This is a genomic window from Inquilinus sp. OTU3971 (genome assembly GCF_038440215.1).
Window position 1 is genome coordinate 43,125 of record NZ_JASATH010000028.1, and the last position, 14,789, is coordinate 57,913.

The following is a 14,789-nucleotide window of genomic DNA, read 5'->3' on the forward strand; positions in this document are numbered from 1 at the left end:
CGTCATTCCCGCGCAAGCGGGAATCTCTTCGGAATCCAGAGAGATCCCCGCTTTCGCGGGGATGACGGAAGATGGATGGAGCATGCATGCGGTTCGACACCAAGATCGCCGTCGCCCTGCGCGAGGACCTGCCGGTGTGGCAGAAGCTGAACGTCACCGCCTTCACGGTCAGCGGCCTCTCCGCCACCCGGCCGGAGCTGGTCGGCGCGCCTTATGAGGACGGGTCGGGCAACCTGTATCTGCCGATGTTCCGCCAGCCGGTGCTGGTCTTCGCCGGCACGGCCGAGGCGCTGAAGGCGGCGCATGCAAGGGCGCTGGCCCGCAACATGCGCATCGCGATCTACACCGCCGAGCTGTTCGCCACCGGCTATGACGACGCCAACCGCGCCGCGGTCAAGGCCGTGCCGGGCGAGGCGCTGGACCTGGTCGGCTTCGCCATGCATGAGGACCGCAAGGATGTCGACCGCGTGCTGAAGGGCCTGTCGCTGCATCCGTGACCTAATCCTCCCCGGCCGCGTCCGCCGGCGTGCCGAGGCTGGAGACGCGGGCGTCGAGCTTGCGCAGCAGGCGCCGCAGCATTTCGCGCTCGCCGGGCTCGAAGGCGGCCATCAGCTCGGCCTCGATCTCCTGCGCCAGCGGCACGATCGAATCGTAGATCCGGCGGCCGGCGGCGGTGAAGCCGAGCTGGATCAGCCGCTGGTCGGCCGGGTGGGTGCCACGGCTGAGATAGCCGGCCGCGATCAGCCGGCTGACCGCCCGGCTGACCTTGGCCTTGTCCATCGCCGTGCGCTCGCAGATCTGGTTCGAGGACAGCGGCGCGTAGCGGCCGACCATCGCCATCACCCGCCATTCCGGGATGCTGAGCCCGAAGGAATCGGCATAGCGCCGGGCGAAGGTGCGGCTGACCCGGTTGCTGACCACCGACAGCTCATAGGGCAGGAACGCCTCGAGATCGAACTCTGCCCGCACCGCCTGGTCCCGCATCGCCGGCCTCCCCGCCCACTTGACATTCGTTTCATATGAAACGAGATTGGCTTCCGTTCAAGTCAGCCGCCTGCCGCGAGGAAGCGCGCGGCCGATGGAATGTCCGACCATACGCGAGGGCGCGGCCGCGGCAAGCCCGGCGCAGGGCGGATGGCCGGATCAAGCGACCAAAGGACGAAGGGAGGATCCATGACCACCACGATCGCGGAGCGCGTGCGCCTGCTGTTCGCCAGCGCCGTCGGCACCATCATCGAGTGGTACGACTTCTTCATCTTCGCCTTCTGCGCCGTGCTGGTGTTCGACAAGGCCTTCTTCCCGGGCGAGGACCGGCTGGCGGGCACCATGGCTGTCCTGGGCACCTTCGCCATCGGCTTCCTGGCCCGGCCGCTGGGCGGCATCCTGTTCGGGGCGCTGGGCGACCGGATCGGGCGCAAGAACGCGCTGGTGGTCAGCCTGCTGATGATGGGCGCCGCCACCTTCGCCATGGGCCTGCTGCCGACCTACGCCACGGCCGGGGTGCTGGCGCCGATCCTGCTGGTCGGCTTGCGCGTGCTGCAGGGCATCGCCGTTGGCGGCGAGGCCACCGGCGCCCTGCTGATCGTCGCTGAATCGATGCCGGGACGGCGGCGCGGCTTCTGGACCAGCTTCCCGATGATCGGCGGGCCGGCCGCCAATGTCCTGGCCGCCGCCACCATCGGCGCCCTGACCGCGCATTACGGCGAGGAAGGCTTCGCCGAATGGGCTTGGCGCCTGCCCTTCCTGTTCTCGATCGTGCTGGTGCTGCTGGGCCTCTGGGTCCGGCGGCGGGTCGAGGAATCGCCGGTCTTCGCCGAGCTCGCCGCCAAGCGCCGCGAGGTGCCGGCGGCGCCGCTGGCCGAGGCCGTCCGCAGCCACTGGCGGCCGATGGGCCAGGTGTTCCTGGTGAAGGCGGCGGAGAACACGCTGTTCTACCTGTTCACCACCTTCTTCCTGGTGCTGGTGGTGCAGTTCCTCGGCCTCGCCCGCGGCGTCGGGTCGGACGCGCTGTTCTGGGGCTCGATCCTGGAGGTCGCGGTGATCATGGCGGCCGCGTGGGTCTCGGATTTGGTCGGCCGGCGGCCGGTGATGCTGCTGGGCCTGGTTGCCGGCATCGGCGCCAGCGCGCTGCTGTTCACCCTGCCGCCCGGCACGCGCCGGAGACGGTGCTGCGGGTGACGCTGCTGACCCTGACCTGCCACGGCATCATCGTCGGCAGCATGTCGGCCTGGTTCACCGAGCTGTTCCCGACCCGGGTGCGCTACACCGCCATGTCGGTCAGCTACCAAGTCGCCTCGGTGGTCGGCGGGTCGGTGGCGCCGCTGATCGGCACCGCGCTCTTGGGCTGGACCGGCACGCCGCAATCCGTCGCAATCTATGCCGCGCTGATGGCGGTGCCGGGCATCCTGTGCGTGCTGCTCTCGCGCGAGACCCGCGGCGCCGACCTGGCGGCGGTGGAGGAAGGCGGCGGCACCAGCCCGGCCGCACAGGTGCTAGGCCCGTCACGTTAGCTGGCGCCTACAGCGCCCGTGCCCGGTCCCGCAGCACGAATTTCTGGATCTTGCCGGTCGAGGTCTTGGGCAGCTCGCCGAACACCACCGTCTTCGGGCATTTGAAACCCGCCAAATGCTGGCGGCTGAAGGCGATGATCTCCTCCGGCGTCGCTTTGGCGCCCGGCCGCAGCGTGACGAAGGCACAGGGGGTCTCGCCCCATTTCTCGTCCGGCCGCGCCACCACCGCCGCCTCCAGCACCGCCGGGTGGCGGTACAGCACGCCCTCGACCTCGATGGTCGAGATGTTCTCGCCGCCGGAGATGATGATGTCCTTCGACCGGTCCTTCAGCTCGATATAGCCGTCCGGGTGCATGACGCCGAGGTCGCCGGTGTGGAACCAGCCGCCGGCGAAGGCCTTGGCGGTGGCCGACGGATTCTTCAGATATCCCTTCATGGTGATGTTGCCGCGCATGAACACCTCGCCCAGCGTCTCGCCGTCCGGCGGCACCGGGGCCAGGCTGTCGGGGTCGGCCACCATCAGCCCCTCCTGCACCACATAGGGCAGGCCCTGGCGCGACTTCAGCCGCGCCTGCTCCCCCGCCGGCAGCGCATCCCATTCCGGCTTCCAGTCGCAGACCACGGCCGGGCCGTAGACCTCGGTCAGGCCATAGACATGGGTGACCTTGATGCCGAGCCGGGCCATGCCCTCCAGCACCGTCGCGGGCGGCGGCGAGGCCGCGGTCATCATCTGCACCGACTGCGGGAAGTCGCGCCGCTCCCCGGCCGGAGCGTTCAGCAGCATGCCCATCACGATCGGCGCGCCGCAGAGATGGGTGACGCCGTGGTCGGCGATGGCGGCGTAGATGTCGCGCGCGGCCACCCGGCGCAGGCAGACATGGGTGCCGGCCATCGCCGTGATGGTCCAGGGGAAGCACCAGCCGTTGCAGTGGAACATCGGCAGGGTCCAGAGATAGACCGGATGGTGCGGCATCGCCCAGGTGACGACGTTGCCGAGGGCGTTGAGATAGGCGCCGCGGTGATGGGTGACCACACCCTTCGGGTCGCCGGTGGTGCCGGAGGTGTAGTTGAGCGCGACGGCATCCCATTCGTCGCCCGGCATCATGCCCGCATAGGCCGGGTCGCCCTCGGCCAGGAGATCCTCATAGGTCAGGCCGCCGACCGGCTCGCCCGGCACCGCCGGGTCGACGATGTCGACCACCAGCGGCGGCGCGTCGAGCTGCGCCAGCGCCGCCCGCACCACCGCGGCGTATTCGCGGTCGGCCAGCAGCACCCGGGTCTCGGAGTGGCGCAGCTGGAAGGCGATGGCCCCGGCGTCCAGCCGGGTGTTGAGGGCGCACAGCACCGCGCCGGCCATCGGCACGCCATAGGTCGCCTCGAACGCCTCCGGGATGTTCGGCGCCATCACCGCCACCGTGTCGTTCTTGCCGATGCCGCGGTGCGAGAGAGCCGAGGCCAGGCGGCGGCAGCGTTCCGCCGTCTCGCGCCAGCTCCGCTTCACCTCGCCATAGACCACCGCCGTCCGGTCCGGATGGGCCAGGGCGGCCCGGCCGAGGAAGGAGATCGGCGTCAGCGGCACATAGTTGGCGGCGTTGCGGTCGAGATCGGTGTCGTAAGTGTGCGGCATCGGCGGGCCTCCCTGTGCGGAGACATTCTGGCACCGCCCAGTCTCCGGCGGAACGCCGGGATCGGGCTCCGCCGGCCGCGCCCGGCGGTGGCCGGAACGCGACACCGGCCTCGCTCCCGAGAGCCTGCGGCGCTAGGCTCAGGGAAAGCAAGGGTCCGGGAGGACGCCATGGGAGCCTATGCCGAGGCCTATCGCCGCGCGCTCGCCGACCCGGAGGGGTTCTGGGGCGAGGCCGCCGCCGCGATCGATTGGGACCGGCGCTGGGACCGGGTGCTGGATGACAGCAACGCCCCCTTCTTCCGCTGGTTCTCTGGCGGCCGTCTCAACACCTGTTTCAACGCGCTCGACCGCCACGTCGCCGCCGGCCATGGCGACCGGGTCGCCCTGATCCATGACAGCCCGGTCACCGGCACGGTGCGGCGCTTCACCTATGCCGAGCTGACCGACCGGGTCGCCCGCTTCGCCGGCGCCATGCGCGGCCTGGGCGTCGGCGCCGGCGACAGGGTGGTGATCTACATGCCGATGGTGCCGGAGGCCGCGATCGCCATGCTGGCCTGCGCCCGGCTGGGCGCGGTGCATTCCGTGGTGTTCGGCGGCTTCGCGGCGCCGGAGCTGGCGGCGCGGATCGACGATTGCGAGCCGAAGCTGGTCGTCTCCGCCTCCTGCGGCATCGAGGTCAGCCGCATCGTCGCCTACAAGCCGCTGCTCGACGCCGCCCTCGGCCTCGCCAGGCACAAGGTGCCGGCGACGGTGGTGCTGCAGCGGCCGCAATGCGAGGCAGCGATGACGCCCGGCCGCGACCACGACTGGGCCGAACTCGAGACGGCGGCCGACCCGGCGGCCTGCGTGCCGGTGGCGGCGACCGACCCGCTCTACATCCTCTACACCTCCGGCACCACCGGCCAGCCCAAGGGCATCGTCCGCGACCAGGGCGGCCATGCCGTGGCCCTGGCCTGGAGCATGGCCGCGATCTACGGCGTCAAGCCCGGCGAGGTGATGTGGACCGCCTCGGATGTCGGCTGGGTGGTCGGCCATTCCTACATCGTCTACGGGCCGCTGCTGGCCGGCTGCACCAGCGTGATGTACGAGGGCAAGCCGGTCGGCACGCCCGACGCCGGGGCCTATTGGCGGGTGGTCGAGCAGCATGGCGTGTCGGTGCTGTTCACCGCGCCGACCGCCTTCCGCGCCATCAAGCGCGAGGATCCGGAGGGCCGGCTGCTGGCCGGCCGCGACCTGTCGAGCTTCCGCGCCCTGTTCCTGGCCGGGGAGCGCTGCGACCCCGACACGCTGGGCTGGGCCGAAAAGCTGCTGCAGGTGCCGGTGATCGACCATTGGTGGCAGACCGAGACCGGCTGGCCGATCTGCGCCAACCCGCTGGGTCTGGAGCCGATGCCGGTGAAGCCGGGCTCTCCGACCCGGCCGATGCCGGGCTGGGACGTGCGCGCGCTGGGGCCGGACGGGCGGGAAATGCCGCGCGGTGAGATCGGGGCGCTGGCCTGCCGGCTGCCGATGCCGCCCGGTGCCGCGCCGACGCTGTGGCGGGCCGATGCTCGCTTCCGCAGCGCCTATCTCGAGGAGTATCCGGGCCACTACAAGACCGGCGATGCCGGGCTGGTCGACGCGGACGGCTACGTCTTCGTCATGAGCCGGGTGGACGACGTCATCAACGTCGCCGGCCACCGACTGTCGACCGGGCAGATCGAGGAGGTGCTGGCCGGCCATCCCGATGTCGCCGAATGCGCGGTGATCGGGGTGGCGGATGACCTCAAGGGCCAGGTGCCGCTGGGCTTCCTGGTGCTGAAGGCGGGAGTGGCGCGGCCGCACGAGGCCATCGCGGCCGAGGCGGTGCAGCGGGTGCGCGACGGCATCGGCCCGGTCGCGGCGTTCAAGACGGCGATGATCGTCGACCGCCTGCCGAAGACCCGGTCGGGCAAGATCCTGCGCGGCACGATGGCCCGAATCGCCGATTCGCTTCCCTTCGCCGTGCCGGCGACGATCGACGATCCGACGATTCTCGATGAAATTCGTGTGACCTTGCGGCGATCGGGCTATAATCGCGGGTAACGTTCCCGTTTCCACTTGGTCTAAGCCCCGAACGGCAAGCCCCCAGAAATATTACATTTTTAAGATCATTTAGCGCTCTTGCGATTCAGCGCGTCCCGTCGGCTGCCGGCGAACAACTGAAAACCCTTCAAAACAAAGGGTTTTTCTGACCCAAACGAGTTCTTGACGCAGCGGCAAAAGCGCTCTTATCGTCGCGCAATGCTCGAGTTGAGCAGGCGAGGCTTCAAAAAACGAGGGCCGCAGAAAGCGGCCCTCTTTTTTTGTCTCTGCGGCTCGGGAAGGGGGCGCTGCCGCGGCGGCGGCGCCCCTTCCGGCCCGTCAGGCGGCGATCTGCTTCGGCGCCTCGCCCTGGCCGACCGCAATCTTCACGGTGCGGGGCTTCTGCGCCTCCGGCACCTCGCGGACCAGGTCGATGTTGAGCAGGCCGTTCACCAGCGTCGCGCCGCCGACCTTGATGTAGTCGGCCAGCTGGAAGCGCCGCTCGAAGGCCCGGCCGGCAATGCCGCGATGCAGGAAGACCCGGCTCTTCTCCTCGTCGTCGGAGGTCGCCTTGGCGCGGATAGTCAGGGTGTTCTCGGAGGTCACGACCTCGAGGTCGTCCTCGCCGAAGCCCGCCACCGCCATGGTGATGCGGTAGGCATCCTCGCCGGTCTTCTCGATGTTGTAGGGCGGGTAGGACGGCGCCGCGGCGTCGAACTGCGGCGCGGAATCGAGCAGCCGCGACAGGCGGTCGATGCCGATGGTCGAGCGGAACAGCGGGGAAAGGTCGAGAGTACGCATGGATATCCTCCAGTGAGCGATACCTGAGCGGCGCACCATCATGGTCGCGCCGCGGTGAGCGATCGTGGCGACCCCTTCTGGGCGCCGCCACGACCTGTATCTGGGGAGGATGAAACCCGGTTCAAGGGGCGCTCCGCGGCGCCCGACCAAGCGAAACGGCCGGTTACTGCGCCGTCCAGCCGCCGTCGACCGACACGCTGGTGCCGGTGATCTGCTCCGCCGCGTCCGAGCACAGGAAGGCGACGGTGCCGCCCAGCTGCTCCGGCGTCACGAAGGTCATCGACGGCTGCTTCTCGCCCAGGAGCTGACGGGACGCCTCCTCCTGGCTGATGCCCTTCTCGGCCGCGATCGCGCTGATCTGCTTCTCCACCAGCGGCGTGCGCACCCAGCCCGGGCAGACGGCGTTGCAGGTGATACCGTTGCCGGCATTCTCCAGCCCGACCACCTTGGTCAGCCCGATCAGCCCGTGCTTGGCCGCGACATAGGCCGCCTTGTGGGTCGAAGCCACCAGGCCGTGGGCCGAGGCGATGTTGATGATCCGGCCCCAGCCCTGCTTCTTCATGACCGGCACCGCCGCGGCGATGCCATGGAACGCCGCCGACAGGTTGATCGCCAGGATCGCATCCCACTTCTCGGCCGGAAACTCCTCCACCGGCGCGGTGAACTGGATACCGGCATTGTTCACCAGGATGTCGACCCGGCCGAGCTTCTCGACCGTGGCGGCCACCAGGCCGCGCACGGCGTCGCCCTTCGACATGTCGGCGCCGTCATAGACCGCGCGCACCCCGTGCTCGCGCTCGATGCCGCTGCGGATCGCCTCGATCTCGCCGGCATCGCCGAAGCCGTTCAGCACGATGTCGGCGCCCTGGCCTGTCAGCACCCGGGCGATGCCCAGCCCGATGCCGCTGGTCGATCCGGTGACGATCGCAACCTTGCCCTTCAACATGGGTCCGTTCCTTACGATGACGGGGAGAAAAGTCTTCGAGGGCGCCTCAGCGCTTGAACAGCGCATCCACCGCCGATTTGTGGCTCTGCTTGCCGGCGATCACGCCGCGGGCCCGGACGATCTCGGCCTCCAGCTCGGCGACATATTCTTCGAGCTCGGCGATCGAGAGGCCGTCGAGCGGCTTCGGGGGCGCCTTGCGCAGGCGCGGTTCGAGGTCTTCCGGGTCCATCGGCCATCTCCTTCGGCAGCGGATGGACAATCCTCGCGGGCGGCGCGAGGATCGGCAAGCCCGGAGCGCAAGCGTGCCGGAGCGCCTACACTGTCGACGGGCGACCTTAGGCCGCTCCATCCGACGCCCGGATGACGGCCGAGTGACAATTCGGTCATCATCCGCCCATTCCCGAGACGGAAGCGTGAGCCGATGACCAGCGCCCTCCCAGAGACCATGACCGCGATCGTGATCCAGGCCCCCGGCGGGCCCGAGGTGCTGCAGCCGGCGACCCTGCCGGTGCCGTCGCCCGGGACCGGCGAGATCCTGATCAAAGTCGAAGCCGCGGGGGTGAACCGGCCCGACGTGCTGCAGCGCCGCGGCCTGTACAACCCGCCGCCGGGCGCCAGCCCGCTGCCGGGGCTGGAGGTCGCCGGCAGCGTCGCCGCCATCGGCCCGGGGGTGACGGGCTGGTCGGTCGGCGACCCGGTCTGCGCCCTGGTCGCCGGCGGCGGCTATGCCGAATTCTGCGTCGCCCCGGCGCCGCAATGCCTGCCGATCCCGAAGGGCCTGTCCGCGGCCGAGGCGGCGGGCCTGCCCGAGACCCTGTTCACCGTCTGGACCAATGTGTTCGAGCGCGGCCGGCTGCAGACCGGCGAGCGCTTCCTGGTGCATGGCGGGTCGAGCGGCATCGGCACCACCGCGATCCAGCTGGCCAAGGCCTGGGGCGCCATCGTCTTCGCCACCGCCGGCAGCGCCGAGAAGTGCCGCGCCTGCCGCGACCTGGGCGCCGATGTCGCGATCGACTACCGCGAGCAGGACTTCCTGGCCGTGGTCAAGGAGAAGACCGGCGGCCGCGGCGTCGACCTGATCCTCGACATGGTCGGCGGCGACTATGTCGCCCGCAACATCGACGCGCTGGCGGTGGACGGCCGGCAGGTCAGCATCGCCTTCCTCAAGGGCTCGAAGGTCGAGATCGACCTGCAGAAGGTGATGGCCAAGCGGCTGACCCTGACCGGATCGACCCTGCGGCCGCGCAGCGTCGCCGAGAAGGGCGCCATCGCCGCGGCGCTGCAGGCCGAGGTCTGGCCGCTGATCGAGGCCGGCCGGGTCAGGCCGGTGATTCACGCCACCTTCCCGCTGGCCCAGGCGGCGGAGGCGCATGCGCTGATGGAATCGAGCGCGCATGTCGGGAAAATCGTACTCCTCGCTTGACTCGGGCGCGCGACATCCCTAGGTCGAGCACAGTGGGCGGCGCCGCGCCGACCCCGCTCCCCTCCCTTAAATACGAGTGCGAGAGGACAGGTCGGCCGCCCCGGCCGGTCGCGGCGGGATCGCTTTGCGCAGAGGAGTACGCGAAGAATGAACAAACAACCCCTGATGCCGAAGGCGACCGCCGTCTGGCTCGTCGAGAACACATCGCTGAGCTTCGACCAGATCGCCGCCTTCTGCGGCCTGCATGAGCTGGAGATCCGGGCCATCGCCGACGGCGAGGTCGCGATCGGCATGGTCGGGCTGGACCCGATCGTCAACGGCCAGCTGACCCAGGCGGAGATCGATCGCTGCCAGGCCGACCCGAACGCCCGGCTGCGCATGGCGGTGTCGGACATGCCGCAGCCGGTCGCCCGCTCCAAGGGCCCGCGCTACACGCCGGTGACCAAGCGCGGCGACAAGCCGGACGCCATCGCCTATCTGCTGAAGGAGCATCCGGAGCTGTCGGACGCGCAGATCTGCAAGCTGATCGGCACCACCAAGCCGACCATCCAGGCGATCCGCGACAAGAGCCATTGGAATTCGCCGAACCTGAAGCCGCGCAGCCCGGTGATGGTGGGTCTTTGCTCCTATCTGGAGCTGGATGCCGCCCTGACCAAGGCCCGGGCCAACCTGCCGCCGGGCGCGATCCCGACGCCGACCATCAGCTTCGACGAGGACGCCGAGGAAACCCAGGAGGACTGAGGCGCGACTCGGTCTCCACAAACGACAAGGGCGGCGCCCCCCGGCACCGCCCTTAGGATTCGGAGATCCGTGATCTCTCCGTCAGGCGTGATCCAATCGCGCCATTTCATCCTTCAGTCTCAGCTTTTCCTTTTTCAGCCGTACGATCTCGAGCTCGTCGGGTAGGGGGCGGTGGACCGCGTCTTCCAATGTGCGATCCAGGGCGGCGTGCTTGGTCCGAAGCGCTTCAATACGCTCTGCGACAGCCATCTCTCGCTCCTCTGTTGAAAGCTGGACAGTGGTTCAGCCCCTCCTCTTTCCCATATGTTACGCCCCGATGGCGGTTGCAAGTCAACGTGGCATCTATTCCTGTTACGGATGCGGGACAATCGGTCGCCCTGTGCAATCCGCCGCGTCACGGACGTGAAATTTCCTTAACGCGACGGTTTCCGACTCCTTCCACCGCTTCGCTCGGCTAGTCTTGTGCAGCGCACAACAGCGAGGATGCAGGCAATGGATGCCGAGACCGTGCGGAAGACCGCCTTCGCCATGCCGCTGACCAGCCCGGCCTTCCCGCCGGGCCCGTACCGCTTCGTCGACCGCCAGTACTTCATCATCCGCTACCGCACCGACCCCGAGGCGCTGCGCCGGGTGGTGCCGGAGCCGCTGGAGATCATCGAGCCGGTGGTGAGCTACGAGTTCATCCGCATGCCGGATTCGACCGGCTTCGGCGACTACACCGAGAGCGGCCAGGTGATCCCGGTGCGCTACCAGGGCCAGACCGGCGGCTACACCCACCAGATGTTCCTGAACGACCATCCCCCGATCGCCGGCGGGCGCGAGCTGTGGGGCTTTCCGAAGAAGCTGGCCCAGCCGACGCTCGCGGTCGAGACCGATACGCTGGTCGGCACGCTGAACTACGGCTCGATCCGCATCGCCACCGGCACCATGGGCTACAAGCACCGCACCCTGGATTTGGCCGCCGAGGCCAAGGGGCTGGGCGCGCCGAACTTCCTGCTCAAGATCATACCGCATGTCGACGGCAGCCCGCGGATCTGCGAGCTGGTGCGCTATTATCTCGAGGACGTGACCGTGAAGGGCGCCTGGACCGGCCCGGCGGCGCTGGACCTCTATCCGCACGCCTTGGCGCCGATCGCCGAGCTGCCGGTGCTGGAGGTGCTGTCGGCCAAGCATCTCGTCGCCGACCTGACGCTCGGCCTCGGCACCGTCGTGCACGATTACCTCGCCTGACAGGCGGGAGGAGAAGGCTGAATGCGTGGCGTGAAACGGAAGCAGGCGCGCAGCGCCCCCGGCCATATCGAGGTGCCGCCCTACGACGTCGTCGCCCTGGTGCTGCAGGGCGGCGGCGCCCTCGGTGCCTATCAGGCCGGCGTCTATGAGGGGCTGCACGAGGCCGGCATCCGGCCGACCTGGCTGGCCGGCATCTCGATCGGCGCGCTCAACACCGCGATCATCGCCGGCTCGCCCGAGGCGCAGCGGGTGGACCGGCTGCGCGAGTTCTGGGAAACGATCTGCGCCGTCCCGGTCGAGTGGCCGTCGAGCGAGGGCCTGGCGGAGGCGCTGCCCTTCGCCTTCGACACGCGCTCGGTGCACAACGCCGCGGCGGCAATGCGGGCGCTGTTCCAGGGCCAGCCCGGCTTCTTCAAGCCGCGCTTCCCGCCGCCTTACCTGTCGCCCTTCGCCGGCGACGCCGCCACCAGCTTTTACGACACCAGCCCGCTGCGCGACACGCTGCTGCGGCTGGTCGATTTCGACCGGCTGAATTCCGGCGACATCCGGGTCAGCGTCGGCGCGGTCAATGTCCGCAGCGGCAACTTCGTCTATTTCGACACGACCGAACGGCGACTGGGGCCGGAGCATTTCATGGCCTCCGGCGCCCTGCCGCCCGGCTTCCCCGCGGTCGAGATCGACGGCGAGTTCTACTGGGACGGCGGCGTGGTCTCGAACACGCCGCTGTCCTACGTCCTGTCGACCGAGCCGCGGCGCGACACCCTGACCTTCCAGGTCGATCTGTGGTCGGCCAAGGGCCGGATGCCGGACGATCTGATGGAGGTCTCGAGCCGGCAGAAGGACATCCAGTATTCCAGCCGGACCCGCGCCATCACCACCTATATGATGCAGATGCAGAAGATGCGCCAGGCGCTGCAGCGGGTGATGGAACGGCTGCCGGAGGAGGCGAAGCAGGACCCGGAGATCAAGGCGATCGCGGAGCTGGCCTGCCATCGCGCCTACAACATCGTCCACCTGATCTACCAGTCGAAGGCCTATGAGGGCCATTCCAAGGACTATGAGTTCGGGCTGGACGCGATGCGCGAGCACTGGCAGAGCGGCCTCGACGACATCCGCCGCACCCTGGCCGATCCGCGCCGGCTGGACCGGCCGACGCCGGAAGATGGCGTGGTCTCCCACGATGTGCACCGGCAGGACCGGTAGCGGTCCACCCCCGCATCCGCGATAATGCCGGCGGATGGCAGGGGGTTTTGCGATGCACGGACGGGTCGCGGCGCTGTGGCGCTATCCGGTCAGCTCGCTCGGCGGCGAGCGGCTGGAGGTGTGCGCCGTCGATGCCACCGGCCTGGCCGGCGACCGGGTCTGGGGTCTGGCCGACCCGGACAGCGGCGAGACCGCCTTCCCGGAGAGCAAGCGCCGCTGGCGCCCGGCGCCGCAGATCCGGGCCCGGGGCGGCGCCGACGGGCTGCGGCTCGACTTCCCGGACGGCAGCAGCCTGCCGGCCGACGCCGCCGGCGATGCCCTGGCCGCGCATTTCGGCTTTCCCGTCCAGGTGCGGCCCCACGCCGCCGACGCGGCCGAGACGGCGACGGCCGGACCGCTGAAGCCGCGCTACGAGCGCCACCCGATCCACATCCTGACCACCGCCTCACTGGCGGCGCTGCAGGCGATCCTGCCGGACAGCGCCATCGATGTGCGCCGGTTCCGGCCGAACCTGGTGCTCGACCTGCCCGACGCCGAGGGCTTCGCCGAGACCGGCTGGATCGGGCGGCTGGTGGCGATCGGCGCGGTACGGATCCGCATCGTCGATCCCTGCGTGCGCTGCGCCTTCACCACCCTGGCCCAGAGCGGCCTGCCACTCGACCCCGCCGTGCTGATGGCGGTCGCCAAGCGCAACGCCACCCATCTCGGCGTGCTGTGCACGGTCGAAGCGCCGGGCGAGATCCGGGTCGGAGACCCGGTGCAGGTGCTGGATTAGGGCCGGAGCCCGCGAGGTGCCGAGACTGGACCTGTCGCCTTTGGGCGGTTCGCGGTCCATCGCTTGAGCGACGCTCGCGACTGGAATGCACACCAAAAGCGGCCCTTCGACCAACCATGCGGGTTCAACAGGCGCATTATTTCGGCAACCCGGCTTTGATCAGCCCTTCCCGGAGGTGCTCCCGGTCCTCCTCGCGCTCGAGCAGGATGCTGGTGCGAAAATATTCGTTGATGGAGAACGCCGGGTTCAACCGCATGACCTTAGCCGCCTGCTCCTGCGCTTCCGTTTCCTGCCCGAGTTGGGCGTAGCAGGCCGCCAGCCGCGCCCGCGACCATTGCCAGGGGTCGAGCAGTCGCCTGAAGGCCTGCGCCGCCTCAGCGTACCGGCGGAGGGAATAGAAGGCGACGCCGAGGTTGGCATTGTACCAAGTGGGATGGAATGGGTTCAGGCGGATCGCCGCCTCCATCCACCCGAGCGCATCGGGGCGACCCCGCAGAACCAGCAGATACCCCATCTGTATCAAGCTATCCGCATCGTTCGGATTGAGGTCGATCGATCGCCGCAGATGGTGTTCCGCTGCGTCATGGTCGCGACTGTACAGGTAGATATTGGACAGCAAACGGTGGCAGCGGCTCTCCTGAGCATCCAGCTCCACAGCGTGCATGCCGAGTGCGCGCGAGGCTGCGAGCACCTCGGCCGGCGCGGAGGCATAGCCGCACATCGCGACGCGGACGGAAGCCAAGTAGGCATGCGCGACGGCGTACTGAGGATCGAGCTCGACCGCGCGCTCGAACATTTCGCAGGCTTTCTGGTTATCGTCTGCGGCGTAGCCTCGGAAGTGGGCAATGCCGCGCAGCAGGCAGTCATAGGCCGTGAGATTGTCGGTCGGCGTCTGCGCCGATCGCTTGAGACTGGCGTTCTCGATCCGGCCGACGAGTGTGGAAACGATCACTTGCGCGACTTCGTCCTGCACCGCGAAGACATCGCCGAGGCTGCGGTCATAACGCTCGGCCCAGACATGCGCCCCGGCCGCCGCCTCGACCAGCTGGGCGGAGATGCGCACGCGCTCGCCAGCTCGGCGGACACTGCCCTCGAGCAGGTAGGAGACACCGAGCCTGCGACCGATTTCCGCAACGTCGATCGGCTTGCCGCGAAAGGCGAAGGAGGAGTTGCGAGCGATCACGAACAGCGAGTGAAAACGCGCCAAGCCGGTGATGATGTCTTCGGTGATGCCGTCGCTGAAATAGGTCTCTTCCGGCTGACCGCTCAGGTTGTCGAAGGGAAGGACGGCAATGGAGGGCTTTTCGGGCAGCGGCAGAGGCATGGCATGCGCGGCCGCCACCGTCGCCTCCCCCCAACGGAAGACTCGGACCGGCTGCGCCATGTTTTTCAGCTCGCGTTCGCCGATGTCTTCGAACGCGACGGAGGACTTGCCGGCTAGCTGCTTCCACACTGTGTCCGAGATGCAGATCCCTCCTGGATCGGCCAGT

At 68.9% G+C, this 14,789-nt stretch carries 16 protein-coding genes; 9 read left to right on the forward strand and 7 right to left on the reverse strand.

The genetic code is table 11. The annotated features are described in order from the left end of the window. The first annotated feature begins 86 nt into the window (after positions 1-86). The gene (locus AAHM41_RS09895) at positions 87-497 is read left to right on the forward strand and encodes a DUF2000 domain-containing protein (RefSeq protein ID WP_342236365.1); all 411 of its coding nucleotides are present in this window, start codon (positions 87-89) and stop codon (positions 495-497) included. 1 nt (position 498) lies between these two features. Here AAHM41_RS09895 and AAHM41_RS09900 read toward each other — a convergent pair whose 3' ends face one another. Next, positions 499-984, reverse strand: a complete 486-nt coding sequence (locus tag AAHM41_RS09900) for a MarR family winged helix-turn-helix transcriptional regulator (RefSeq protein ID WP_342236366.1) — start codon at positions 982-984, stop codon at positions 499-501. Between the two features lie 189 nt (positions 985-1,173). On the opposite strand from AAHM41_RS09900, the gene AAHM41_RS09905 reads away from it, so the two are divergent. Both AAHM41_RS09905 and AAHM41_RS09910 read left to right on the forward strand, forming a co-directional pair. After that, entirely contained in the window at positions 1,174-2,178 is a 1,005-nt protein-coding gene (locus tag AAHM41_RS09905; protein ID WP_342236367.1) for an MFS transporter, read from the forward strand. Continuing rightward, positions 2,175-2,510: an MFS transporter gene (locus AAHM41_RS09910; protein ID WP_342236368.1), complete on the forward strand. Its 336-nt coding sequence runs from the start codon at positions 2,175-2,177 to the stop codon at positions 2,508-2,510. The genes AAHM41_RS09905 and AAHM41_RS09910 overlap by 4 nt, the downstream gene beginning before the upstream one ends. 7 nt (positions 2,511-2,517) lie before the next feature. On the opposite strand, the gene AAHM41_RS09915 is transcribed toward AAHM41_RS09910, so the two are convergent. Next, positions 2,518-4,137: an acyl-CoA synthetase gene (locus AAHM41_RS09915; RefSeq protein ID WP_342236369.1), complete on the reverse strand. Its 1,620-nt coding sequence runs from the start codon at positions 4,135-4,137 to the stop codon at positions 2,518-2,520. Between the two features lie 168 nt (positions 4,138-4,305). Here AAHM41_RS09915 and AAHM41_RS09920 point away from each other — a divergent pair, with 168 nt between their 5' ends. Then, positions 4,306-6,201: a propionyl-CoA synthetase gene (locus tag AAHM41_RS09920; RefSeq protein ID WP_342236370.1), complete on the forward strand. Its 1,896-nt coding sequence runs from the start codon at positions 4,306-4,308 to the stop codon at positions 6,199-6,201. Between the two features lie 318 nt (positions 6,202-6,519). Here the strand turns inward: AAHM41_RS09920 and AAHM41_RS09925 are convergent, their stop codons facing one another. The 3 genes from AAHM41_RS09925 to AAHM41_RS09935 all read right to left on the reverse strand — a co-directional run bounded on the left by AAHM41_RS09925 (position 6,520) and on the right by AAHM41_RS09935 (position 8,156). Beyond that, positions 6,520-6,981 carry an Hsp20 family protein gene (locus tag AAHM41_RS09925; RefSeq protein WP_342236371.1) on the reverse strand — a complete coding sequence of 154 codons (462 nt, stop codon included), beginning with the start codon at positions 6,979-6,981 and terminating at the stop codon, positions 6,520-6,522. Positions 6,982-7,144: 163 nt separating this feature from the next. Then, positions 7,145-7,927, reverse strand: coding sequence for a 3-hydroxybutyrate dehydrogenase (locus AAHM41_RS09930; protein WP_342236372.1), 783 nt, complete (start codon positions 7,925-7,927; stop codon positions 7,145-7,147). Between the two features lie 46 nt (positions 7,928-7,973). Continuing rightward, positions 7,974-8,156, reverse strand: a complete 183-nt coding sequence (locus AAHM41_RS09935; RefSeq protein WP_342236373.1) for a DUF1192 domain-containing protein — start codon at positions 8,154-8,156, stop codon at positions 7,974-7,976. Between the two features lie 192 nt (positions 8,157-8,348). Between AAHM41_RS09935 and AAHM41_RS09940 the strand changes: the two genes are divergently transcribed. Then, the gene (locus AAHM41_RS09940; protein ID WP_342236374.1) at positions 8,349-9,350 is read left to right on the forward strand and encodes an NAD(P)H-quinone oxidoreductase; all 1,002 of its coding nucleotides are present in this window, start codon (positions 8,349-8,351) and stop codon (positions 9,348-9,350) included. A gap of 147 nt (positions 9,351-9,497) precedes the next feature. After that, a complete protein-coding gene (locus tag AAHM41_RS09945) occupies positions 9,498-10,091 on the forward strand; it encodes a DUF1013 domain-containing protein (RefSeq protein WP_342236375.1) in 594 nt (197 codons plus the stop codon). An 81-nt stretch (positions 10,092-10,172) separates the two neighbouring features. Here the strand turns inward: AAHM41_RS09945 and AAHM41_RS09950 are convergent, their stop codons facing one another. Further along, entirely contained in the window at positions 10,173-10,340 is a 168-nt protein-coding gene (locus AAHM41_RS09950; RefSeq protein ID WP_342236376.1) for a YdcH family protein, read from the reverse strand. 243 nt (positions 10,341-10,583) lie between these two features. On the opposite strand from AAHM41_RS09950, the gene AAHM41_RS09955 reads away from it, so the two are divergent. The 3 genes from AAHM41_RS09955 to AAHM41_RS09965 are packed head-to-tail and all read left to right on the forward strand — an operon-like array spanning position 10,584 to position 13,299. Next, on the forward strand, positions 10,584-11,321 hold the full coding sequence (locus AAHM41_RS09955) for an acetoacetate decarboxylase (RefSeq protein ID WP_342236377.1): 738 nt from the start codon (positions 10,584-10,586) through the stop codon (positions 11,319-11,321). Positions 11,322-11,342: 21 nt separating this feature from the next. Then, positions 11,343-12,524: a patatin-like phospholipase family protein gene (locus AAHM41_RS09960; protein ID WP_342236378.1), complete on the forward strand. Its 1,182-nt coding sequence runs from the start codon at positions 11,343-11,345 to the stop codon at positions 12,522-12,524. A gap of 52 nt (positions 12,525-12,576) precedes the next feature. Further along, entirely contained in the window at positions 12,577-13,299 is a 723-nt protein-coding gene (locus tag AAHM41_RS09965; protein ID WP_342236379.1) for an MOSC domain-containing protein, read from the forward strand. Positions 13,300-13,435: 136 nt separating this feature from the next. Here AAHM41_RS09965 and AAHM41_RS09970 read toward each other — a convergent pair. Further along, a partial coding sequence (locus AAHM41_RS09970; RefSeq protein WP_342236380.1) for a tetratricopeptide repeat protein occupies positions 13,436-14,789 on the reverse strand: 1,354 nt, incomplete at its 5' end.